21 protein-coding genes are annotated in these 20,200 nt (G+C 69.7%); 9 read left to right on the top strand and 12 right to left on the bottom strand.

Features of this window, described 5'->3' with window-relative positions:
- Window positions 1-31 precede the first annotated feature (31 nt).
- A complete protein-coding gene (locus tag QQY66_RS40575; RefSeq protein WP_301985404.1) occupies window positions 32-658 on the bottom strand; it encodes a winged helix-turn-helix transcriptional regulator in 627 nt (208 codons plus the stop codon).
- An 81-nt stretch (window positions 659-739) separates the two neighbouring features.
- Here QQY66_RS40575 and QQY66_RS40570 point away from each other — a divergent pair, with 81 nt between their 5' ends.
- From QQY66_RS40570 to QQY66_RS40560, 3 genes are all read left to right on the top strand, one after another.
- Window positions 740-1,948 carry a pyridoxal phosphate-dependent aminotransferase gene (locus QQY66_RS40570; protein ID WP_301985403.1) on the top strand — a complete coding sequence of 403 codons (1,209 nt, stop codon included), beginning with the start codon at window positions 740-742 and terminating at the stop codon, window positions 1,946-1,948.
- A 207-nt stretch (window positions 1,949-2,155) separates the two neighbouring features.
- Window positions 2,156-2,818, top strand: coding sequence for a hypothetical protein (locus QQY66_RS40565; RefSeq protein ID WP_301985402.1), 663 nt, complete (start codon window positions 2,156-2,158; stop codon window positions 2,816-2,818).
- Between the two features lie 75 nt (window positions 2,819-2,893).
- A complete protein-coding gene (locus tag QQY66_RS40560) occupies window positions 2,894-3,316 on the top strand; it encodes a thioesterase family protein (protein WP_301985401.1) in 423 nt (140 codons plus the stop codon).
- 169 nt (window positions 3,317-3,485) lie between these two features.
- Here the strand turns inward: QQY66_RS40560 and QQY66_RS40555 are convergent, their stop codons facing one another.
- Window positions 3,486-3,887, bottom strand: coding sequence for a helix-turn-helix domain-containing protein (locus QQY66_RS40555; protein ID WP_301985400.1), 402 nt, complete (start codon window positions 3,885-3,887; stop codon window positions 3,486-3,488).
- Between the two features lie 200 nt (window positions 3,888-4,087).
- On the opposite strand from QQY66_RS40555, the gene QQY66_RS40550 reads away from it, so the two are divergent.
- Together QQY66_RS40550 and QQY66_RS40545 are read left to right on the top strand one after the other, a co-directional pair.
- Complete coding sequence (locus QQY66_RS40550; protein ID WP_301987655.1) at window positions 4,088-5,437, top strand: MFS transporter; 1,350 nt, start codon at window positions 4,088-4,090, stop codon at window positions 5,435-5,437.
- 101 nt (window positions 5,438-5,538) lie between these two features.
- Window positions 5,539-6,135 (top strand): 3'-5' exoribonuclease, encoded by a 597-nt coding sequence (locus tag QQY66_RS40545; RefSeq protein ID WP_301985399.1) that lies wholly within the window; start codon window positions 5,539-5,541, stop codon window positions 6,133-6,135.
- A 22-nt stretch (window positions 6,136-6,157) separates the two neighbouring features.
- Here QQY66_RS40545 and QQY66_RS40540 read toward each other — a convergent pair whose 3' ends face one another.
- The 7 genes from QQY66_RS40540 to QQY66_RS40510 form a co-directional block, all read right to left on the bottom strand.
- Entirely contained in the window at window positions 6,158-7,525 is a 1,368-nt protein-coding gene (locus tag QQY66_RS40540; RefSeq protein WP_301985398.1) for a nucleobase:cation symporter-2 family protein, read from the bottom strand.
- Window positions 7,526-7,848: 323 nt separating this feature from the next.
- Window positions 7,849-9,228 carry an 8-oxoguanine deaminase gene (locus QQY66_RS40535; RefSeq protein ID WP_301985397.1) on the bottom strand — a complete coding sequence of 460 codons (1,380 nt, stop codon included), beginning with the start codon at window positions 9,226-9,228 and terminating at the stop codon, window positions 7,849-7,851.
- Window positions 9,229-9,348: 120 nt separating this feature from the next.
- Entirely contained in the window at window positions 9,349-10,272 is a 924-nt protein-coding gene (gene pucL, locus QQY66_RS40530) for a factor-independent urate hydroxylase (protein ID WP_301985395.1), read from the bottom strand.
- 6 nt (window positions 10,273-10,278) lie between these two features.
- Window positions 10,279-10,671, bottom strand: a complete 393-nt coding sequence (uraH, locus tag QQY66_RS40525; protein ID WP_301985394.1) for a hydroxyisourate hydrolase — start codon at window positions 10,669-10,671, stop codon at window positions 10,279-10,281.
- A 4-nt stretch (window positions 10,672-10,675) separates the two neighbouring features.
- Entirely contained in the window at window positions 10,676-11,188 is a 513-nt protein-coding gene (uraD, locus tag QQY66_RS40520) for a 2-oxo-4-hydroxy-4-carboxy-5-ureidoimidazoline decarboxylase (RefSeq protein WP_301985393.1), read from the bottom strand.
- Between the two features lie 144 nt (window positions 11,189-11,332).
- The gene (locus QQY66_RS40515) at window positions 11,333-11,644 is read right to left on the bottom strand and encodes a helix-turn-helix domain-containing protein (RefSeq protein WP_155060317.1); all 312 of its coding nucleotides are present in this window, start codon (window positions 11,642-11,644) and stop codon (window positions 11,333-11,335) included.
- 47 nt (window positions 11,645-11,691) lie between these two features.
- A complete protein-coding gene (locus tag QQY66_RS40510) occupies window positions 11,692-11,943 on the bottom strand; it encodes a hypothetical protein (RefSeq protein WP_301985392.1) in 252 nt (83 codons plus the stop codon).
- A gap of 753 nt (window positions 11,944-12,696) precedes the next feature.
- Here QQY66_RS40510 and QQY66_RS40505 point away from each other — a divergent pair.
- The 4 genes from QQY66_RS40505 to QQY66_RS40490 all read left to right on the top strand — a co-directional run bounded on the left by QQY66_RS40505 (window position 12,697) and on the right by QQY66_RS40490 (window position 15,885).
- Window positions 12,697-13,938 (top strand): sodium:proton antiporter, encoded by a 1,242-nt coding sequence (locus QQY66_RS40505; RefSeq protein ID WP_301985390.1) that lies wholly within the window; start codon window positions 12,697-12,699, stop codon window positions 13,936-13,938.
- Window positions 13,925-14,089 (top strand): hypothetical protein, encoded by a 165-nt coding sequence (locus tag QQY66_RS40500; RefSeq protein WP_301985389.1) that lies wholly within the window; start codon window positions 13,925-13,927, stop codon window positions 14,087-14,089. The genes QQY66_RS40505 and QQY66_RS40500 overlap by 14 nt, the downstream gene beginning before the upstream one ends.
- 135 nt (window positions 14,090-14,224) lie before the next feature.
- Window positions 14,225-15,523, top strand: a complete 1,299-nt coding sequence (locus tag QQY66_RS40495; protein WP_301985388.1) for an ArsB/NhaD family transporter — start codon at window positions 14,225-14,227, stop codon at window positions 15,521-15,523.
- 62 nt (window positions 15,524-15,585) lie between these two features.
- Window positions 15,586-15,885 carry a hypothetical protein gene (locus QQY66_RS40490; RefSeq protein WP_301985387.1) on the top strand — a complete coding sequence of 100 codons (300 nt, stop codon included), beginning with the start codon at window positions 15,586-15,588 and terminating at the stop codon, window positions 15,883-15,885.
- 433 nt (window positions 15,886-16,318) lie between these two features.
- Here the strand turns inward: QQY66_RS40490 and QQY66_RS40485 are convergent, their stop codons facing one another.
- The 3 genes from QQY66_RS40485 to QQY66_RS40475 form a co-directional block, all read right to left on the bottom strand.
- Window positions 16,319-16,552 (bottom strand): hypothetical protein, encoded by a 234-nt coding sequence (locus QQY66_RS40485; protein WP_301985386.1) that lies wholly within the window; start codon window positions 16,550-16,552, stop codon window positions 16,319-16,321.
- Between the two features lie 153 nt (window positions 16,553-16,705).
- Window positions 16,706-17,767 carry a CdaR family transcriptional regulator gene (locus QQY66_RS40480; RefSeq protein ID WP_301985385.1) on the bottom strand — a complete coding sequence of 354 codons (1,062 nt, stop codon included), beginning with the start codon at window positions 17,765-17,767 and terminating at the stop codon, window positions 16,706-16,708.
- 427 nt (window positions 17,768-18,194) lie between these two features.
- Window positions 18,195-20,126 carry an NAD(P)-binding protein gene (locus tag QQY66_RS40475; protein WP_301985384.1) on the bottom strand — a complete coding sequence of 644 codons (1,932 nt, stop codon included), beginning with the start codon at window positions 20,124-20,126 and terminating at the stop codon, window positions 18,195-18,197.
- Between the last annotated feature and the right edge of the window lie 74 nt (window positions 20,127-20,200).

Here is a 20,200-nt window from a genome sequence, read left to right as displayed (position 1 = left end):
CCCGCTGTACGGTCGTACGGCGGGCCCTTTCTCATGCCTCCCGCAGCGCCTTGGCCGGCGTCCCCTCGCCGCTCACGGTGATACGGCCGTCCCGTACCGCGTCCGCCAGGCTCGACTCCCCCCGCCCGACCGCCTCCCACGTACCGGCGTCCAGCACCAGCCGGGCGTCGGGCTCCCCGGGCGCGGGCCCGTCGCCGTACACGGGCCCCTCCTCGGCACCGACGTACAGATGGAACTCACCCTCCTCCAGCCGGACTTCGACCACTCCCTGGCCTTCGAGGGACCGCAGCAGGGGCAGCGCGAACCAGTGCGCCCGTACGGCGTCGGTGGGCCGCCGCTCGCCCAGCTCGGCCTGTCCCCAGGCGCCCAGAGCCTGAAGGACCGGCAACAACTCCCGCCCACGTCGGGTGAGTTCGTAGACGAACGCCGCGCCGGGCGGCGGCAGCCGGCGTCGCGTGGTCAGCCCGTCGCGCTCCATGTCCTTCAGCCGCGAGGCGAGTACGTCCGTGCTGACGCCCGGCAGATCCGCGTGCAGGTCGGTGTAGCGGCGGGGACCGGCCAGCAGCTCCCGGACGATCAGCAGGGTCCAGCGGTCGCCGACGAGGTCGAGCGCCCGGGCGGCGGAACAGTACTGGTCGTAGCTTCGGCGAGGTGACATGCGACGCAGTCTAGACGTGTCATTGGACTTTCCAAGCTCACACTTGGTAAAACCAAGCAACACCAGATACCGGAGGGGCGCATGGAGTTCCGGCAGTCGAGCAAGCTCAGCGAGGTCTGTTACGAGATCCGCGGCCCGGTGATCGAACACGCCAACGCGCTGGAGGAGGCCGGCCACAGCGTGCTGCGCCTGAACACCGGCAACCCCGCGCTCTTCGGCTTCGAGGCGCCCGAGGAAATCCTCCAGGACATGATCCGGATGCTCCCGCAGGCGCACGGCTACACGGACTCGCGGGGCATCCTGTCCGCCCGCCGGGCCGTGGCGGGGCGCTATCAGACCCTCGGCCTGGAGGTCGGCGTCGACGACGTCTTCCTCGGCAACGGCGTGTCCGAGCTGGTCTCGATGGCCGTACAGGCGCTGGTGGAGGACGGCGACGAGGTCCTGATCCCGGCCCCCGACTTCCCCCTCTGGACGGCGGTGACAACGCTCGCCGGAGGCAAGGCGGTTCACTACCTCTGCGACGAACAGGCCGACTGGTACCCGGACCTGGACGACATGGCGGCGAAGATCACCGACCGCACCAAGGCCGTCGTCATCATCAACCCGAACAACCCGACCGGCGCCGTCTACCCGAAGGAGATCATCGAGGGCATCCTCGACCTCGCCCGGCGGCACGGCCTGATGGTCTTCGCCGACGAGATCTACGACCAGATCCTGTACGACGACGCCGTGCACCACTCGGCCGCCGCGCTCGCCCCCGACCTGGTCGTCCTGACCTTCTGCGGCCTGTCGAAGACGTACCGCGTGGCGGGCTTCCGCTCCGGCTGGCTGGTGATCACCGGCCCGAAGCAGCACGCGAAGAACTACCTGGAGGGCCTGACGATGCTGGCCTCCATGCGGTTGTGCGCCAACGCACCCGCCCAGTACGCGATTCAGGCGGCGCTCGGCGGCCGGCAGTCCATCCGCGATCTCACCACGCCGGGCGGGCGCCTGCGCGAACAGCGCGACATGGCCTGGGAGAAGCTCAACGAGATCCCGGGGGTGTCGTGCGTGAAGCCGAAGGGCGCGCTGTACGCCTTCCCGCGTCTGGACCCGTCCGTCCACAAGATCCACGACGACGAGAAGTTCGTCCTCGACCTGCTGCTCCGGGAGAAGATCCAAGTGGTGCAGGGCACCGGCTTCAACTGGCCCACCCCCGACCACTTCCGCATCCTCACGCTGCCGCACGCGGAGGATCTGGAGGCGGCGATCGGGCGGATCGGGCGGTTCCTCAGCGGGTACCGGCAGTAGCGGCCGGCTTCCCCGGCAGCGGGCTCGGTTCCCTCACTGGTCCGGGCGGTACTCCTTGCGCCAGACAGCTCCGGTGGTGCTCGTGGCTGCTGCGGCCGACTGCCGTACGGCACAGGGACGGCCTGATTGTCAGACCCGGGTCGTAGTCTTCGAATGGGCTGACCGAGAGGTCGCAGGACCGAGGAGAGGACCGGGGAGGAGTACGTCATGACACGACCGCCGACCGCCGCGCAGCGCCGTGTCATCGACGCCGCCGATCCGGTGACCGGGCGGCTCAGAGGCACGGAGGCACAGCTGGAGGCGCTGGTGAAGCGGGGGCTCGCCTTCCGGCATCCGCGGCCTCCGCACGATCACTTTCTGACACCGGCGGGGCATCGGATACGGGAGGAGGTACCCGAGGCCGCTCCGGAGCCGACCGTCCGGACACCCTCGACGGCGGCCGGGGTCTTCGCCGCCCGCGTCGGCGGCGAGGAGGACGTGCCGGAAACGGGCCCCTCCCGGGTCCGTGAAGTGCACAGCGCCTGGCAGGGGCTGCTCGAGCTGCGCCGGATGACCAATCCGGACGGCGCCACCGACCGGCCGTGCGGCTGGGAACGCAGCCATCTGGTGCAGGCCGCCGCGCTCGCCTTGGAGGCGGCCGGGCATCGCCCCGCCGGGCCGGACTCCACCGGACAACCAGCGGGGCAGGTGTCCCCCGGTTACCGCGTGATCGCGACCCCGCAGCCCGAGGCCGTCGCCGTGTACGAGCCGGAAGTCGACGCCCTGCGCGCCTGCGCGGCCACGCTGGAGAAGGCGGGCTGGCAGGCCGGCGAGTACACCGAGCCGCGCACGAGGGTCCGGTATCTGCTGGCGTCCCCGCGCCGGGCGTGAATAGGGTGATGGGCATGCCAAGATCGGTCGGTCAGATCATCGAATACGTGATGCCGAGTACGTGAAGGGAAAAGCGTGAGCGAGCCGTTTTCCGTGCGGGTGACCGTCCGCGGGTACGAGACCGATGTACAGGGTCACCTCAACCAGGCCGTGTACCTCAACTACGCCGAGCACGCCCGCTGGTCGCTGCTGAAGGCGGCCGGGATCAGCCAGGCCGGCCTCATCTCCCAGGGCGTGGGGCCTGTCGCGCTGGAGACCACCATCCGTTACCAGCGGGAGCTGGTCGCGGGCGATGAGGTCGAGGTGACCTGCGCCTTCACCTGGGGTGAGGGGAAGACCTTCCGCATCGAGCAGACCATCCGCAAGACCGACGGCACGGTGGCCGCCGAGATCACGGCGGTCAGCGGGCTGCTGGACCTCACGGCCCGCAAGCTGGTCGCCGCACCGCAGGAACGGTTCAAGGAACTGGCGGCCGATCCGAGCCTGTTCGGTCTCTGACCGAGTCGCTGCCGTGGGCGGCTTCGGGCGGTGACCGTGCCGCTGCCCTCGGCGGCTTCGCGCCCTGGGCGGCGGTGGTGGCCGCGTCACGCCGCCGCCCGGGGCCGTGCCCCACTCCCCGTCCGGTCCAGCGGGTTCAGCCGGGGTGCTTCACGATGAGCCGTCGGCCTCAGGAGTCCGTCAACTCCGGCCGGTGCTCGGTGTCGTAGTCCGCACGGGACTGGGCGATATAGACGCGATTGCGCTCCGCCCAGTCCGTCAGGCTCTGCAGCGTCTCGTGCAACTCGCGGGCGACCTGCGTGAGTTCATACTCCACCTTGGGCGGCACCGTCGGGTGCACCGTGCGGGTGACGAGGCCGTCGCGCTCCAGGTTGCGCAGCGTCAGGGTCAGCATGCGGCGGCTGATGCCCTCGATGCTGCGCTCCAACTCGGTGAAGCGGATCGGGCCGTGCGCGGCGGCGACCAGGATCTGGACGCTCCATTTGCCCGCCACCCTGTCAAGAACTTCGCGGACCGGGCACGCGTGCGCGTTCACGACCTGGACGGTAACACCGGTGTTCCTCTGGGACATCGAACTGCCTCCTTACCCCCACCTCCATGGTCACCCACGATGTACCCCGTTACAAGACGTGCACCTATGGGTCCATGGAGACTCACGGAGAATACGGAGGCCGGACCGCCATGTCGTCCCTGACCGAGCGCCCCACCCACGCGCCACACCGAACGTACTCCCGCTGGGCGTCCCTCGTCGTGCTGTGCGCCGGGACGCTGATGACGATCCTCGACGGCAATATCGTCACGGTCGCGATGCCGGCGATCCAGAGCGACCTGGGTTACAGCGGTCCGGGCCTCGCCTGGGTCGTCAACGCCTATCTGATCCCGTTCGGCGGCCTGCTGTTGCTGGCCGGCCGGCTCGGTGACCTGATGGGCCGCAAGCGGATGTTCGCCACGGGGCTCGCGGTGTTCACGGCGGCCTCCGTGCTGTGCGGGATCGCCACCAGCCAGGGCGCGCTGATCGCGGCGCGTGCCCTGCAAGGGGTGGGCGGGGCCATGACCTCGGCGGTCGTCCTCGGCATGCTGGTCGCGCTGTTCCCACAGCCGCGTGAACAGGCCCGCGCGATCGCGGTGTTCAGCGCGGTCGGCGCGGCGGGCGGGGCGCTCGGCACGTTTCTCGGCGGGGCGCTGACGCAGGCCCTCGGCTGGCACTGGATCTTCCTGATCAACCTGCCGATCGGCGTGGCTGCATGGCTGGCGGCGCTGCGCGTCCTGGCGCCGGACCGGGGCGAGGGGCTGGACCGGGGCGCCGACTATCCGGGAGCGGCGCTGGTCACCGGCGCGCTGATGCTCACGGTGTATGTCATCGTCGGCTCCGGCGACCGCGATCTGACCGCCACCCTGCTCCTGGCCGCGCTCGCCCTCACCCTGTTCGTGGCGTTCACGCTCCGCCAGGCCCGCGCCGCCCGCCCCCTGCTCCGGCTGCGCCTCTTCTCCTCCCGCCTGCTGACCGGCGCGAACGCCGTCCAGATCCTGATGATCGCGACCATGTACGGCTTCCAGTTCATCGGCGCCCTCTACGTCCAACGGGTCCTCGGCTACGGTGAGTTGGCCACTGGTACGGCCTTCCTGCCGGCCCCGGTCGCGATCGGCGTACTGATGCTGGGCCTGTCCGCGCGGACCATCGGCCGCTACGGGGCGTACAGGGTCCTGCTGACCGGTCTGGCGCTCATCGTCGCGGGCATGGCCCTGCTGAGCCGCGCCCCCGTGAACGGCTCGTACCTCACGGACGTACTCCCGCCGCTCCTCCTGCTCGCCACCGGCTTCGCCGCCGCGATGCCCGCGCTGACCGGGCTCGCGATGTCCGGAGCCCACGAGGAGGACGCGGGCCTGGCCTCCGGGTTGTTCAACACCACGCAGGTGGTGGGAGGTTCACTGGGGCTCGCGGTGCTCTCCACACTGGCGGCGAGCCGGACGGACGGGCTGCTCGACGGGGGCGCGGACTCGGTGGCGGCCACTGCGGAGGGATATCAGCTGGCGTTCCGGGTGGCGACGGTGATCGCGGTGGGGGCGCTGGTACTGGCGACGGCCGTGCTGCGAACACGGCAGAGCAACAAACTCCCATGACTGCGACGGATTGGGGCTCTTCGTCGCGAGGGCGGGTCCCGGTGACGGTCTCGGCGGAATCCGGATGCGGGAAGGCCGGCCACCTGGGAAGCTCCCACTCCATGAGCGCACGACGTTCCAGACCCAGCCTCTACATCTCCGTCGACATCGAAGCGGACGGCCCGATCCCCGGTCCGTACTCCATGCTCAGCTTCGGCGCGGCGGTGGCCGGAGTGCAGGACGCCGACGGTTTCACGCCGGCCGATCCGGCGCAGCGCACCTTCTATCGGGAGCTGCGCCCGATCAGTGCGGAGTTCGTGCCGGAGGCGCTGGCCGTCAGCGGGCTGGACCGGGAGCGCCTCCAGCGGGAGGGCAGTGAACCGGCAGTCGCCCTCGCCGAGTTCAGCGACTGGGTGCGCGAGGTCAGCGCCGGCGCGCAGCCGGTGATGTGCGGGTACCCTGCGCCGTACGACTGGACGTTCCTGTACTGGTACCTGATCCGCTTCACCGGCGCGAGCCCGTTCGGGCATTCCGGCTGCCTGGACATGAAGACGCTGTACGCGACGAAGGCCGGGCTGCCGTTGCGGGCGGTGGCCAAGGGGACCATGCCGCGTGAGCTGCTGTCGCGGCGCCGGCACACGCACCATGCGCTGGACGACGCGATCGAGCAGGCGGAGCTCTTCGCGAACCTCATGGCATGGCCCGGCACCGCACAGTGACTTCCTCGACGCGCGCCCCGGTTCAGGGGGCGGCGGCGATGTGTTCACCGGCCTCCATGGGATGGGTGACGTCCTGGGCGTCCCGCCGCTTGCCCAGGTGGTTGAAGAGGAGGTTCAGGATCACCGCGGCCACACAGCCCGTGGAGATGCCCGAGTCCAGGACGATCTTCGTCGTCTCCGGGAAGGCGTGGTAGAACTCCGGCGCGGTGATCGGGATGATGCCGACGGCCAGGGAGACGGCCACGATCAGGACGTTGTTGTCCTTCTCCAGGCCCGCCTTCACCAGCGTCTGGATGCCGCTCGTGGCGACCGAGCCGAACAGGACCACGCCCGCGCCGCCGAGCACCGGGCGCGGTACGACGGCGATCAGCGAGGCGGCCACCGGGCACAGGCCCATCAGCACCAGGAATCCGCCGCCGGTGGCGACGACGTACCGGCTGCGGATCCTCGTCATCGCGACCAGGCCGATGTTCTGTGCGAAGGCGCTGCACATGAAGCCGTTGAAGAGAGGGCTGAGCGCCGAACCGAGGGTGTCGGCGCGCAGGCCCGCCGCGATGGTCTTCTCGTCGGCCGGGCGCTCGACGATCTCGCCCAACGCCAGCATGTCGGCGGTCGATTCGGTCATCGAGACCACCATCACGACGCACATCGACACGATCGCGGCGACCTGGAACTGCGGGGCGCCGAAGTGGAACGGCGTCGGGAAGCCGATGACAGCCGCGTCCGCGACCGGGCTGAAGTCCGTGGCCCCGAACGGGATCGCGACGAGCGTGCCCACGACCAGGCCGAGCAGGACGGCGATCTGCTTGACGAAGCCGCGGGTGAAGCGGCGCAGGAGCAGCACGATCACGAGCGTTGCCGCCGCCAGACCCAGGTAGGTCGTCGAGCCGTAGTCGTCCGCGGCGGGGTCGGGACCATGCGCCCAGCCGAAGGCCACCGGCAGCAGTGACACACCTATGAGCGTGATCACCGTCCCCGTGACGACCGGCGGGAAGAAGCGGACCGCCTTGCTGAAGAAGGGGGCTGCGATGAAGCCGAGGAGCCCCGCCACGATCACGGCGCCGAAGATGATCGGCAGCGCGTCGGACTTGTCCTCGGTGGAGGCGACGATCGCGGTCATGGGGGCGACACCGGCGAAGGTGACGCCGTTGACGAACGGCAGCCGGGCGCCGATCTTCCAGATGCCGATGGTCTGGAGGAACGTGGCGAGGCCCGCGGTGAACAGGCAGGCGCCGGTGAGGAAGGTCAGTTCGGTGCCGGAGAGGCCGATGGCCGCGCCGATGATCAGAGGTGGGGCGACGACTCCCGCGTACATCGCGGCCACATGTTGCAGGCCGGTCGTCGCCATCTTGGCGGCGGGGAGTTTTTCGTCGACGGGATGGGCGGACACGGGCGGCTCCTCCGGTCGGTTGACAGCACGTCGGCTCTGACGTGGGTTTCAAGGAGGTGATGCGCGGTCGTGCGGGACCGTTGGGGGAAGGGGACGGAGACCGTTCCGGGGCGCGCACGTCCATGCGCACCCCGGCGACGGCCGCCGCGGACCCTGGTGGGGTCCACGGCTACCGACCGGGAGCCGTCCCTCCCGGCCGGAGCTCAAGTAGCCGTACGGCTAAGCGGGCTTGGCAGCGCCCCGCAGGGGCGCGGGGAACTGCGCGACCAGCCACGACGGTGCCGCAGGCGACCGACGGCGTGCCGCAGCCTCCAGCCAAGCGCTCAGCGTCCCGCAGCGATCCGCGCCAGCCGCTGCGCTTCCTGCCGCGTCGACCGCGCGATGGCATCCTCGTCGACGTGCAGCAGCCGCCCGTTCTCGACGATCTGACGGCCGTTCACGAACGAGGCGGTGACCGGAGCGGCGGCGCCGAAGACCAGCGCGGTCACCGGGTCGGCGATCGAGGCGTGGGCCAGGGTGTCCAGCTTCCACAGCACCAGGTCGGCCAGCTTGCCCGGCTCCAGCGAGCCGATCTCGGCGCTGCGGCCGAGGACTTGGGCGCCGCCGTACGTGCCGAGGCGCAGCGCCTGCCGGGCGTTCAGCGCCGCTTCCCGGTGCGCGCCGAGCCGGTTGATGAGGAGCGCGTTGCGCAGTTCGGTGTGGAGTTCGCCGGACTCGTTGGACGCGGTGCCGTCGACGCCGAGGCCGACCGGGACGCCGGCGGCGAGCATGTCGGGGACGCGGGCGATACCGGCCGCGAGCCGGGCGTTGGACGAGGGACAGTGGGCGACACCGGTCTTCGTACGGGCGAACGCGGCGATGTCGGAGTCGTTCATGTGGACGCAGTGCGCCATCCACACGTCCTCGCCGAGCCAGCCCGTGGACTCGAAGTAGTCGGTCGGGCCCATGCCGAACAGCTCCTTGCAGAACTGCTCCTCCTCGACCGTCTCCGATCCGTGCGTGTGCAGCCGTACACCGAGACGGCGGGCCAACTGGGCGCCGTCGCGGAGGAGTTCGGTGGAGACGGAGAAGGGCGAGCAGGGCGCGACGGCGACCTGGGTCATCGCGTCGAAGGAGGCGTCATGGTGCTCCTTCACGGTCGCCTCGGTCGCGGCGAGCGCACCGTCCAGGGTCTCGACGGCGAAGTCCGGCGGCAGTCCGCCGTCCTTCTCGCTGCGGTCCATGGAGCCGCGGGCGAGGGTGAAGCGGACGCCCGTCTCGCGGGCGGCGCGGATGATCGCACCGGACAGGTCGCTGGAGTCCTTCGGGAAGACGTAGTGGTGGTCCATGGCGGTGGTGACACCGCCGCGGGCCATCATCGCCAGAGAGCCCTGCGCGGCCGAGTACACCATCGGCTCGTCGATGCGCGCCCAGGTCGGGTACAGCGCGACGAGCCAGTTGAAGAGGTTGTGGTCGGTGGCCAGGCCCCGGGTGATCCACTGGTAGAAGTGGTGGTGGGTGTTGACCAGACCGGGGGTCACCAGATGGCCGGTGGCGTCGATCCGGCGTACGACGTTCTCCAGGCCCTCGGGGGCCCTGCCCGGGCCGAGCGCCTCGATGCGGTTGCCGGCGACGACCAGATACCCCGTGGCGTACTCGGTGTCGGTGGCGTCGACCGTCGCGATCGAACAGTTCTCGATGACGATGCGCTGGGCTGCTGCCATGATGCGTCCTTTTCGCTCAGTGGACTCACAGTGAGAGGGCACGGCAGGACCCTGGGGAATTTGAGTACCGCGGCCGGTAAGGAAACTCACCGGCCGCGGGTGCCGAGGATATGGAATTGATCAGAGGTTGCTGAGATCGACCGGGATCCTCGCCTCGCAGCCGTCCCGCAGGATGGTGGCCTCGATCAGGCCGTACGGGCGGTCGGCGGCGAAGTACACCTCATTGTCGTTCTTCAGCCCGAACGGCTCCAGGTCCACCAGGAAGTGGTGCTTGTTCGGGAGCGAGAAACGGACCTCGTCGATCTCACTGCGGTTATTGATGATCCGCGCACCCATTTGGTACAGGGTCTGCTGGAGCGAGAGCGAGTAGGTCTCGGCGAAGGCCTGGAGCATGTGCTTCTTGGTCTGCTCGTAGGACTTCTCCCAGTTGGGCATCTTCTGCTCGTCGTCGGACCAGTTGAACCGCCAGCGGCCGGAGACCTGCGTGGCCAGGATGCGGTCGTACGCCTCCGGGAGCGTGGTGTACTTGTCCTTGACGTAGCCCCAGAATTCGGAGTTCGTCGAGTTCATCACGACGAGGTCCTTGAGGCCGGAGACGACCTCCCACTGCGAGCCGTCGTACGTGATCTGGGTCAGCCGGGTCTCCTGGCCCTTCCGTACGAACGAGTGCTTGACCTCGTCGGCGCCGATGAACTGGGAATTGGCGTCGGCGCTCTCGATCCGCTCCCAGGCGTATTCCTCGATACGGATCCGGGCGCGGTGGATCGGCTCCTGCGAGGTCACGAAGTGGCGGGCGAGGTGAATGCCGAACTGCTCGGCGGACTCGATGCCGTGCTCCTTGGCGAACGCGTACACCGTGTTCTTGGTGGTGTCGGTCGGCAGGCAGTTGGCGTTGGAGCCGGAGTAGTGGACCTCGTCCATGTCGCCGGAGAGCGCCACGGATACGTTCAGGTCCTTGATGTGGTGGGTGGCGCCGTCCCGCGTGATCTTTACGACGCGGTTCTCTGCTTTCCCGTACTGGTTCTGGCCGAGAATCGTGGGCATTGTCTGCTAGCTCCCTCGGTAAACGGAGTAGCCGAACGGGTTGAGCAGCAGCGGCACGTGGTAGTGCTCCCCGGGCTGTACGGCGAAGGTGATCGCCACCTCGGGGAAGAACACGGCACCGCTGTCCCGATTCGCGGGGGCGTCCTGCTGCGCATCGGCTTGCTTCTTCTCGAAATACGGCTCCACCGCGAAGTCGAGCCGTACGTGTGTGGTCCCCTCCGGCAGCGCCGGGAGGTCCTTGCACCGGCCGTCCGCGTCGGTCGCGGATCCGCCGAGCGCCCGCCAGTCCGCGGCACGACCCGACCGGGCCGCGAGCCGGACGGCGACGCCCTCGGCGGGGCGGCCGACGCTGGTGTCCAGGATGTGCGTGGACACGGAGGCGGTGGTGCTGGTGCTCATGGCGTCAGGCATCCTCTTCGACGAGTCGGGCGAGCCGGATCCGGTTGATCTTCCCCAGCTCGGTGCGGACGATCTCCCGCTCCTGCTCCGGCGAGTTCCCGATCCGCTCCTTGACCGCGTCCCGCATCTGCTCGCCGGTCCGGCCGGTTGCGCAGATCAGAAAGACATGGCCGAACTTCTCCTGGTAGGCCAGGTTCAGTTCCAGCATCTCCGCCTTGAGTCCCTCGGAGGCGCCGGCCATGCCGCGCTGCTCCCGGGCCGAGGCCGGATCGCCCGGCTTGGGGCGGCCGATCGGCGGGTGCCCGGCCATCGCCTCTTCGAGGTCTACGGCGGTCAGCTCGGCCATCGCGACATCGCTGGTGGCGTAGAGGTCCTCGGGGGTGGCGTACGGGCGGGCGGCGAGCAGTCGCCGGGCCCAGGCGGTGGCGGCGCAGGCCTCGTGCAGTGCGGCGAACGCCGCGTGCTCCTCCAGGGCGTTGAACCGGGCCAGACCCGGGGGCGTGGAAGTCGAAGTCACGGGAGCCTCCGTGGCCGTAACCGGCCGTGCGTGCTTGAGCGGGCTGCCGCTAGCTAACGCCCTTCGAAACACGACGTCAACACTTTGTTGAAAATTCCGGGTAACAAAGCCCGGCGGAGCGACCCCGACCCCTGAGCCTCGCGCTCAGGCCCCCTTCTCGCGGTTCAGATAGTTGTAGACGGTGAACCGGCTGACGCCGAGCGCACCCGCCACGGTCTCGACACCGTGCCGCACGGAGAAGGCGCCGCGCGCCTCCAGTATCCGTACGACCTCCTGCTTCGCCTTGCGGTCCAGGTCGGCCAGCGGCTTGCCCTGCTTGCGCTCCATGGCGGCCAGGATGTGATCGAGGGAGTCGGCCAGCTGCGGCAGCCGTACGGCGACGACGTCGGCGCCGTCCCAGGAGAGCACGACGTCGTCGGGACCGGCCTCGTCGGGCGGGAGCATCATGCCGCCCATGGCGTCGACCAGCGGCTTCACGGCCGTGATGAAGGGCTCGTCCTCACTCACCGCTCACCCTCCCCGATCACATTGACCTGGAGCGAGACCCGGGTGGCACCCGACTCCAAGGTCTTGCGCAACAGCGCGTCCACGGCGGTGAGCACGGCATCGGCGGGGCCTTCCGCCGTGTTGCCGAACGGCCCGACGTCCACCGCGTCCAGCTCGGCGGCCTCGATGACCTCGCGGGCCACCAGCGCGTGCGCGGGTGCCTCGTCCAGGTCGAAGGGCTCGGTCGTGAACTCCACTCTCAATCGCACTGTACCCCCAGAACACGCCTCTGACCTGCACCTTTACCCAGATCACCCACCGCGAGGGCACATCAGGGCACAACGAGGACGCATCAGCCGACTCCTTCACAGCCGCGACGCACCCGAGGTCAATCAATTTCACGGGGACGGAGCCGCTTCGTCCCCACGAGGCGACCCTAACCGACCATGACCTCCCTCTGCCCTCCACGTGGCCAAGCCGCCCGCGCAGCACCAGGACCCAAAGGCCGGCCGTTCACATCCGGCCGTCCCGTCGAGCGTGCCCCCATCCGTCGCCGCCGAGCGCCTGCCTGAGATCTTGCAACGCGTGACCCGCAGGCAGAAGCCAGGCCGGAATCTCGGCAGGAGCAGGAAGTCGCCCAGCATCCCGGCGGCCGTTGAAGCGGTACGTCCCCGCGGCCACCAGCACCGCGGAGGCTGGAAGGGCAAGAGGTACGCGGCCCAGCCGGCGCCGAGTTGACGCACTGCGCGAGGAACTCGGCCGGACTGGTGGACGGTCTGGCACCCGGCTTCAGGGCAGAGGGCGGCCGACTGCCGACCCAGGCTTCCCGGCGCACCTGAGAATCAGCGTCGGCGCAGGTCACGCCTTCGCCATTGCCGGGATCCGGCAATGGCACCCAGCACAGTGTGCCTGTTGGCGATCTGTCAAAAACGCGTCAAGGACAGGTAGGGTTCGCCCCGGTGTGCCGGGAAGCCTGGTCGGCGAGCAGGGGATCAATCTCTCTTCCGATCGGGGTGTCCGTCATGGTGCTCGTAGCGGTGTTCGGTGCCGCACTGCTGGTGGCGGTGCTGTTGTCCGGCCTGGCGGCACGGACGGTGCTCTCCACCTCCTTCCTCTTCCTGGTCGGCGGAGCCCTGGTCAGTGATGGCTTTCTTGGGCTGATCCACATCACGCCGGACAGCGAGATCGTGCACGTGACGGCCGATCTGGCGCTGTTCGCGGTGCTGTTCACCGACGGCATGCACGTGTCGCTGCCCAAGCTGCGGGCCAACTGGAAGAACCCCGCCCGTGCCCTCGGGCTGGGCATGCCGCTGGCGTTCGTCTTCATGGCCCTGGTCACGCACTTCCTGGTGGGCCTGGACTGGACGACCTCGTTCCTGGTCGGAGCCGTCCTGGCGCCGACCGACCCGGTGTTCGCCTCGGCGATCGTCGGACGCAGGGAAGTGCCGGCGAAGCTGCGGCAGTTGCTGAACGTGGAGAGCGGCATCAACGACGGGCTCGCCCTGCCGGTCGTCCTCATCCTGATCGCGGCCGCCGGTCCGACGGCCGACAGTGCTGAGGCATCCCCCGGGAAGATCGTCCTGGAGCTGCTGCTGGGCCTCGTCTTCGGCGTCGCGCTGCCACTCCTCGTCAACGCGCTGATGCGCCTGCGCCTCCTGGGCGCCGAGCCGAAGCTGCAACCGCTGCTGCCACTGGCGACCGGGATCATCCTGTACGCGGTCTGCCACCTCACCCACGCCAACCCGTACCTGGCGGCGTTCTCGGCGGGCGCGGCGCTGGTGCACGTGTCCGCGGAGGCGAAGGAGTCGTTCGAGCCGCTGGGCGAGGCGCTGGCGGAGCTGGCGAAGTTCGCGGCACTGCTGGTGTTCGGTGCGCTGCTGACTCCGCAACTCTTCGGCGACCTGTCGTTCGGCGGCTACGTGGCGGTGGTCCTGGCGATCGTGCTGATCCGGCCGGCTTCGCTGCTGCTGTCGCTGATCGGTACGAGCCTCTCCCGCAAGGAGAGGCTGGTGGCGGCCTGGTTCGGCCCGAAGGGCTTCGCGTCGGTGGTCTACGGCCTGCTGGTGCTGCAGTCCGGTATCCCGCGGGCGGAAGAGGCGTTCACGCTGATAGCGGTGTGCATCGCCTTCTCGATCATCGCGCACAGCTCGACGGACGTGCCGATCGCCCGCGCGTTCGACGTCGACGAGCTGGCCGGAATCCCGTCCGGGCGCGAGGACGCCGACGCACAGCCGAAGGAGCACCACGCCGATGCGCGCACATGATCTGGCCACCTCCTACCCCAGCTCGTCCGCCTACGACGACGCGCTCGACGCGGCCCGGCTGCTGTTACGGGAAGAGTCGCCCGCGCTGCTGGGCCGATTCCTGCCTCTGTGGTCGACGATCACTTCGGCAAGGAGGCCAGGGAGGCGTTGACCGGACGGTCGGTGACCGAGTGGCTGCGCGGCCGTATCACGCCCGCGGTTGTCGGCCGGACGCTCCGCCTTCGCAGATCGCCGTGCTGATGGCCCGCAAGGACACCGCGCTTTTGGAGCACTTCATCGGAGGACCGTGAACGACTGGCACAGCTGGGCAGCGATCGTCGTCTTCGTCGGCGCGTACGCCCTGATCATCAGCGAGAAGATCCACCGCGTCGCGGTTGCGCTCGGCGGCGCGGGCTTGATGCTGGCCATCAGGGCGACCGACGACAAGTCGGCCTTCTACTCCGAGCATTCCGGGATCGACTGGAACGTCATCTTCCTGCTGCTGGGCATGATGATGATCGTCGGCGTGCTGAAGAAGACGGGCATGTTCGAGTACCTGGCGATCTGGTCCGTGAAGCGGGCACGCGCCAAACCCTTCCGGGTCATGGCCATGCTCGTCGTCATCACGGCGGTCGCGTCGGCGCTGCTGGACAACGTGACGACGGTCCTGCTCATCGCACCCGTCACGCTGCTGGTGTGCGAGCGTCTGGCCCTGCCCGCCGCCCCGTTCCTCATCGCCGAGGTCATGGCCTCGAACATCGGCGGCACCGCGACCCTGGTCGGCGACCCGCCCAACATCATCATCGCCAGCCGCGCCGGCCTCACGTTCAACGACTTCCTGGTCCACCTCGCCCCGATCTCGGCGATCCTGCTCGTCGTCTTCGTCCTGATGTGCCGCGTGATGTTCCGCAAAGCCTTCATCTACGACGAAGATCGCGCCGCCGAGATCATGGAGCTGGAAGAACGCGAGGCCATTCACGATCCCCGACTCCTCGTTCAGGGCCTGATCGTGCTCCTGCTGGTGGTGGCGGGCTTCGTCCTGCATCCAGTGCTGCACTACGAGCCGAGCGTCGTCGCCCTGCTCGGCGCCGGACTGCTCATCGCCATCTCCTCGGCGGACACCGGTGACGTGCTCAAGGAGGTGGAGTGGCCCACCCTGGCCTTCTTCGCCGGGCTCTTCATCATGATCGGCGGTCTGATCGAGACCGGCGTGATCGGCGAGGTCTCCAAGTCCCTGGCCGACGCGATCGGCGACAACGAACTCGGCGGCTCCATCACCCTGCTGAGCGCCTCCGCCGTCCTCTCCGGCATCGTCGACAACATTCCGTACGTCGCCACCATGGCCCCCATCACCAGCGACCTCGTCCAGAACATGGGTGGCGGCAGCGACCACGTCATGTGGTGGGCGCTCGCCCTCGGCGCCGACCTCGGCGGCAACGCCACCGCCATCGGCGCCTCGGCCAACGTCGTCGTGCTCGGCATCGCCGAACGCAACCGCCAGCCCATCTCCTTCTGGCAGTTCACCAAGTACGGCCTGGCCGTCACCTTCGTCACCGTGTCCATCGCCCTCGGCTATGTGTGGCTGCGCTACTTCGCGCTCGCCTGACCTGTCGTCTGCGGAGCCACCACGGGAACGGCCGCCTGGACCGTAAGGAGGTAGGTACACGCATGAACACGTCGCTGGTGACACCCGTGGCCGTCATCGCCCTGCTGGTGATCCGAACCGCGCTGGTGGAGATGCGCCACCCGGGAAGCGCACGCCGGCAGTGGTACTTCCTTGCCCGCCGCCGACCGATGGCTACGGGAGCAACCGTGGCGGTGCTTCTCTGCATCGGCGGCTGGCGGGCAGCCGGAACCGCCTCCGTGGCGTGGGCGCTGCTGGCCGGGGCACTCGTCGCCCACGTCGTCAACCTGTCCACCGGGCCGGAAGCGGACAAGGCGGAGAACCGGAAAGGTGGACGTCATTGAACTGGCGGCAGCGCCTGAGCGTGCCTCATCTGGGAGAGGTGATCCGGGTGGGTCCGTCTGAGGGGTCGAACGACCTTGCCTCCTGGACATCTGGGTCTGCGACGCCCGGCAACGACAGGGTATGGGCCTCGATCTCGTCCATTCCCTCCTCGTCCATCGCCCCGGCTGTCGATGGAGCACGACATTGCAGACCCGGGACGGGCGGGCGTCCTTCCTGGCGATGACCCACGAGACCTCTGTCGCCCTGCCCCAGGCCGGCCCTTTGTGCCGCCATCTCGTGGGATCGTTCCGGCGATCGTGGCGGCAGGTGCTGGATCGCTGGTCACCCCGCTGAACCCGGGTTCAGTGACAGGTCATTCAAGGCTGCGAGTCGTGCTCGGGAGGGCGATCTTCGGATCTGTGTTTCGGCTCGGCCTCCGCCGACTCGCTGTCGTCAGTGCTTCACGTCTCGGTCGTCCAGGCGGCCGATCCCCGCCGCCCCGCCAAGATGGTGCAGGGCTCGGACACGGCGCCGCGTGTCGCGAATACTCCGTGTGGCGGCCGCCTCGATCCGCTGCGCCTCCGGGCTGGTCCCGAGCCGTCGGCGTTCCCGCCGGACGAGAACTCCGATCGCCCAGGCCATGAGCACGGCAAGACCCGCCCCGAGGATCACCACAAGCATCGACACGCCCTCCGTCTGCCCTGAGCCATGCACCGATTCTGCGGGCTCACCACGTCCGGGTCGCGGACCGTTCTCGGCACAGTCCTGCCCTGCTTGCCTTCCGTACCTCGGCAACCACGCCGGGGACCCTCGTACTGCGCGAGGCGACGCAAGGCGAGGTCACACGTCGCTGTCCGGCCAGTCCAGGAGCCGAGCGCCGATCACCGCGGTCTGCAGGGTGTAGCGGTGGACGGAGTCGGCCGGGTTGGCGCCGGTGAGCTTGTGGATGCGCTCCAGGCGGTAGGTGAAGGCGCGCACGCTCAGGCTCAGGCGGCGGGCCGCTTCGGCCGCGACACAACCCGAGTCGAAGTACGCGGTGAGCGTGTCGACGAGCGGCCGGGCGCCGCCGCGCGCGGACTGCAGTGGGCCCAGGGTGTTGCGCACGAGGTCGGCCATGGCCTGCCGGTCGCGGGTCAGCACCGGGTAGACGAGGAGGTCGGCGGCGCGCAGTACCGGCTCGTCAATGTGCAGCCGGTCGGCCAGGTCAAGGGCGTTGAGGGCCTCTTCGTAGGAGTGGACAACTCCGCCGGCACCCGGGTGGGGGCGTCCGATGGCGACCTGGCCACCTTCGGTGGCTGCGTGCGCCTGTTTGGCGAAGAACGTCAGGACCTCGTCCTGCTCTCCGGGGGCGATGCAGACCAGCCGCCCGTCCTTGGTGGTGAGCAGGATGCGCCGCTCACCGAATCTGCTGATCAGGGCGCTCTCCACCTGCCGGGTGGCCGGGTGCGTGTCCTCCACCGGTTTGCCGCCCTGGGCGACCGCGACCGCATGGGCCCGGGAAAGGAGCAGCCCGAAGCGCTCGGCACGTTCGGCCAGGCGGCCCAGGTCGCTGCGGCCGTAGAGGAGGTCATCGATGAACTCCCGGCGCATGGCCTCCTCCTGCCGCACGGCGAGCCTCTGTGCGCGTTCGTGTCCTTCGGCGAAGGCGTCGATCGCCTGCTCCACGACGGCGAGCACGCTATCGGCGTCCGTGGGAGAGAGGGTGGGCCAGCTCCCGCGGGTCACGGACAGATGCCGACGGACGAGAGTCCGTAGCCCGAGCCCGGCCTCGGCGGCGCGCTCTCCCCGGTTTCGCAGGGACTCCAGCTCGTCCCGCGTGAGGCGGCGGCCTGTCACGCACGCCTCGGCCAATATCTGGGCATAGCCCTCCAGATATTCGTCGGGTACCTCACGCCCGGTCACCCGGCCTCCCCTGCTCTTGACGCCCTGCTGGCGTATTCCTGACGCACGAGGGACAAGAGTGGCAGACCCCCGGGCCGGTGAGAGAGCCGGTATGACCAGCGCATCAAGATTGCCGGTGTCTGTCGGGCGCGTTCACCGGCGTGCTCATACTCCTTGTGGACCAGCGGTCTCCGGTTCGCCGTGCTCACCGAGCCAGCGGGCGAGCTTGCCGCGCCGGCCGACAGGGACGGGCGCCTTCCCGAAGGACGACCGACGAGGAGCCGGCGCACAGCACACGGAGCGGGCAGTGGGCCGTCTGGTCTGTTGCCCGCCGTTCCGGGCCGGCAGCGCTTTTTGCCGGCGGTCGGTACGGCTTCCAGGTCGCAGCCGTACGACGGCACCGGCCGCCCGCCGGGTGCCGTCCAGCCGCCCGTTGGCGCAACAGGAGTCAACGTCGGCGGGTCCCCGAGCCGGCACTCAGGAGTTCGGCCAGGCCCTGGCGAGTGGCGGCCAGCACCACGCGGTCCTGCGGTCGCAGGACGTAGCCGGGATGCAGGTCCCAGAGGAGGCCACTGGGGTGCTCGGTGCCGTCGTACGACGGTGAGGCCGCGAGGTCGGGCAGGCGTGCGTCGGGGGCGGCGGAGTCGATGGCCAGGACGCGCCATGCACCGGGGCGGAACGACTCCGCGACCGTGCGGCCCTCCAGCCGCGGATGCCCCGCCACGTCGAGCGCGGCGAACAGGAGGACTCGGCGCTCGACGGGGATCGCGCCGAGGATCCGGCGGCCCATCATCGCCCCGGCGAACGCGGGCGCGGCGAGGGTGGACACGCTCCGGCTGCGGGTGAGGGCCCGGGGGTGGGCGGCGCGCAGGGTGCGGTAGACAGCGAGGGCGAAGGCGTCGTCGTACAGACGCAGTGACACACGCAGGGCCGGCTGTACGGATCGGGCGTACAGGGCGGCTTCGAGATTGGTGGTATCGCTGCTGGTCACGGCAAGCAGTGCATGCGCGCGGTGGACCTTCGCGGCCTCCAGCACGCCCTCCTGGGTCACGTCGCCGATCACGGTGGGCACGTGCAGTCTGCGCGCCAGCGGAATGCCGCGTGCCTCGGGGTCCTCCTCCACGCACACCACCGGGATACCGAGTTCGCACAGCCGGGCCAGGACGCGGGTACCGATCTTGCCGAGCCCGAGCAGGACGACGTGGCCGGACAGACCGCGCGGCGGGCGGCGCAGGGCGGATGCGGTGCGGAAGGTGCCGAGTCCTTCCAGTACGGCAGCGAGCAGCACAGGCAACAGGAGCAGTCCCGTCAGGCCGGACAGGAGTTGGAGGACCTGGCGGGCCGTGGGACCGCCGAGGGCCGGGTCGCCGATGGCGAAGAGGTCGAGGAGGGTGAGGTAGGCGGCGTGCAGGGGGTGATCACCGGTGGTCAGCCACGACGCCACCGCCAGGCCGACGACGCTCAGCACGAGCCCGGCCAGGGACCAGCGCAGGCGGCGCGAGAAGAGCGAGCCGAGCGGCAGACTGCGGCTCGGGAGACGCTCGGGGCCGTCGTGCGTGACGGTTTCCAGCACGACGGTGCCACGGCCGGCGGCAGCGGCGACGGTACGGTCGTCCGGCAGCAGCAGCGGTCCGTCCTGGCCGCTGGCGTCCGAACCCTCCGCTCCCGCCGGGTCGTTGGCCGTGGCGGAGAGCAGCGCGAGCGTGCACAGGCCGGGGTCGGCGACCTCGCCGCGTCCTGGCGGGGTGCGCTCGACGGCCCGCAGCAGCAGGCCGTCCGCCTGCACGACCTTGCTGGTGCCCGCGACGGCCGTGGCCGCCAGGGCAGGGGCCGCGGTGTCCGCGTCCGAGAGGACGGTGGTGGAGGTGTCCAGGGCGGCCGGGTCGAGGCCGGGTGAGGCGACCGCGGCGGCCTGGTCCAGCAAGTCGGCCAGGTGCTGGCCGAGTTTGCGGTCGTAGAGCCGGATGACCAGGCGCAGGCGGGGGTTGAGGCGGCGGGCCGCGAGCGCGGCGCGGATGTTGGTCTCGTCGTCGTCATGGACGAGGGCGAGGGCATCGGCGCGCGCGATACCGGCCTCGGCGAGCGTCTCCTCGTCGAGGAGTGGGGCCTGAAGGACGCGGATGCCTTGTGTGGCCTCCGAGTCGGTGGCCCGGTTGACGATCGCCTGCATACGGGCGAGCAGCGCGGCGGTCCGTGCCCGTCCCTCCGTACCGTTCCCGGTGTCGGCGGTACCGGGCAGCGACGGTAGGACGACGGTGACCCGCGTGCGGTACAAGTCCCGCAGTTCAGCGGCCAGGCGCTCGGCGAGGGCGTCGTCGCCGCACACCACCATGTGGCCCGGCAGAGCCGGATGCCGGGCCTGGTCGGGAAGCGAGGGCATGCGCCTCATGGTGCGCACCCCCTCCCGCCGATGCCCGTTTGTTCTGCAGCGTCATATACGAGTCGGCCCACCCC

Origin of the sequence: Streptomyces sp. DG2A-72 (genome assembly GCF_030499575.1) — a bacterium.
Taxonomy (GTDB): Bacteria; Actinomycetota; Actinomycetes; order Streptomycetales; family Streptomycetaceae; genus Streptomyces.
This window is presented reverse-complemented; position numbering and strand designations above follow the sequence as displayed.

Coding starts and splice junctions, on each gene's coding strand:
- QQY66_RS40565 (WP_301985402.1), top strand. CDS start 2,156: ATGACACGACCGCCGACCGCCGCGCAGCGCCGTGTCATCGACGCCGCC.
- QQY66_RS40475 (WP_301985384.1), bottom strand. CDS start 20,126: ATGCCCTCGCTTCCCGACCAGGCCCGGCATCCGGCTCTGCCGGGCCAC.
- pucL (WP_301985395.1), bottom strand. CDS start 10,272: ATGCCCACGATTCTCGGCCAGAACCAGTACGGGAAAGCAGAGAACCGC.
- uraH (WP_301985394.1), bottom strand. CDS start 10,671: ATGAGCACCAGCACCACCGCCTCCGTGTCCACGCACATCCTGGACACC.
- QQY66_RS40515 (WP_155060317.1), bottom strand. CDS start 11,644: ATGGGCGGCATGATGCTCCCGCCCGACGAGGCCGGTCCCGACGACGTC.
- QQY66_RS40505 (WP_301985390.1), top strand. CDS start 12,697: ATGGTGCTCGTAGCGGTGTTCGGTGCCGCACTGCTGGTGGCGGTGCTG.
- QQY66_RS40570 (WP_301985403.1), top strand. CDS start 740: ATGGAGTTCCGGCAGTCGAGCAAGCTCAGCGAGGTCTGTTACGAGATC.
- QQY66_RS40500 (WP_301985389.1), top strand. CDS start 13,925: ATGCGCGCACATGATCTGGCCACCTCCTACCCCAGCTCGTCCGCCTAC.
- QQY66_RS40535 (WP_301985397.1), bottom strand. CDS start 9,228: ATGGCAGCAGCCCAGCGCATCGTCATCGAGAACTGTTCGATCGCGACG.
- QQY66_RS40490 (WP_301985387.1), top strand. CDS start 15,586: ATGAACACGTCGCTGGTGACACCCGTGGCCGTCATCGCCCTGCTGGTG.
- QQY66_RS40550 (WP_301987655.1), top strand. CDS start 4,088: ATGACGATCCTCGACGGCAATATCGTCACGGTCGCGATGCCGGCGATC.
- QQY66_RS40545 (WP_301985399.1), top strand. CDS start 5,539: ATGAGCGCACGACGTTCCAGACCCAGCCTCTACATCTCCGTCGACATC.
- QQY66_RS40575 (WP_301985404.1), bottom strand. CDS start 658: ATGTCACCTCGCCGAAGCTACGACCAGTACTGTTCCGCCGCCCGGGCG.
- QQY66_RS40555 (WP_301985400.1), bottom strand. CDS start 3,887: ATGTCCCAGAGGAACACCGGTGTTACCGTCCAGGTCGTGAACGCGCAC.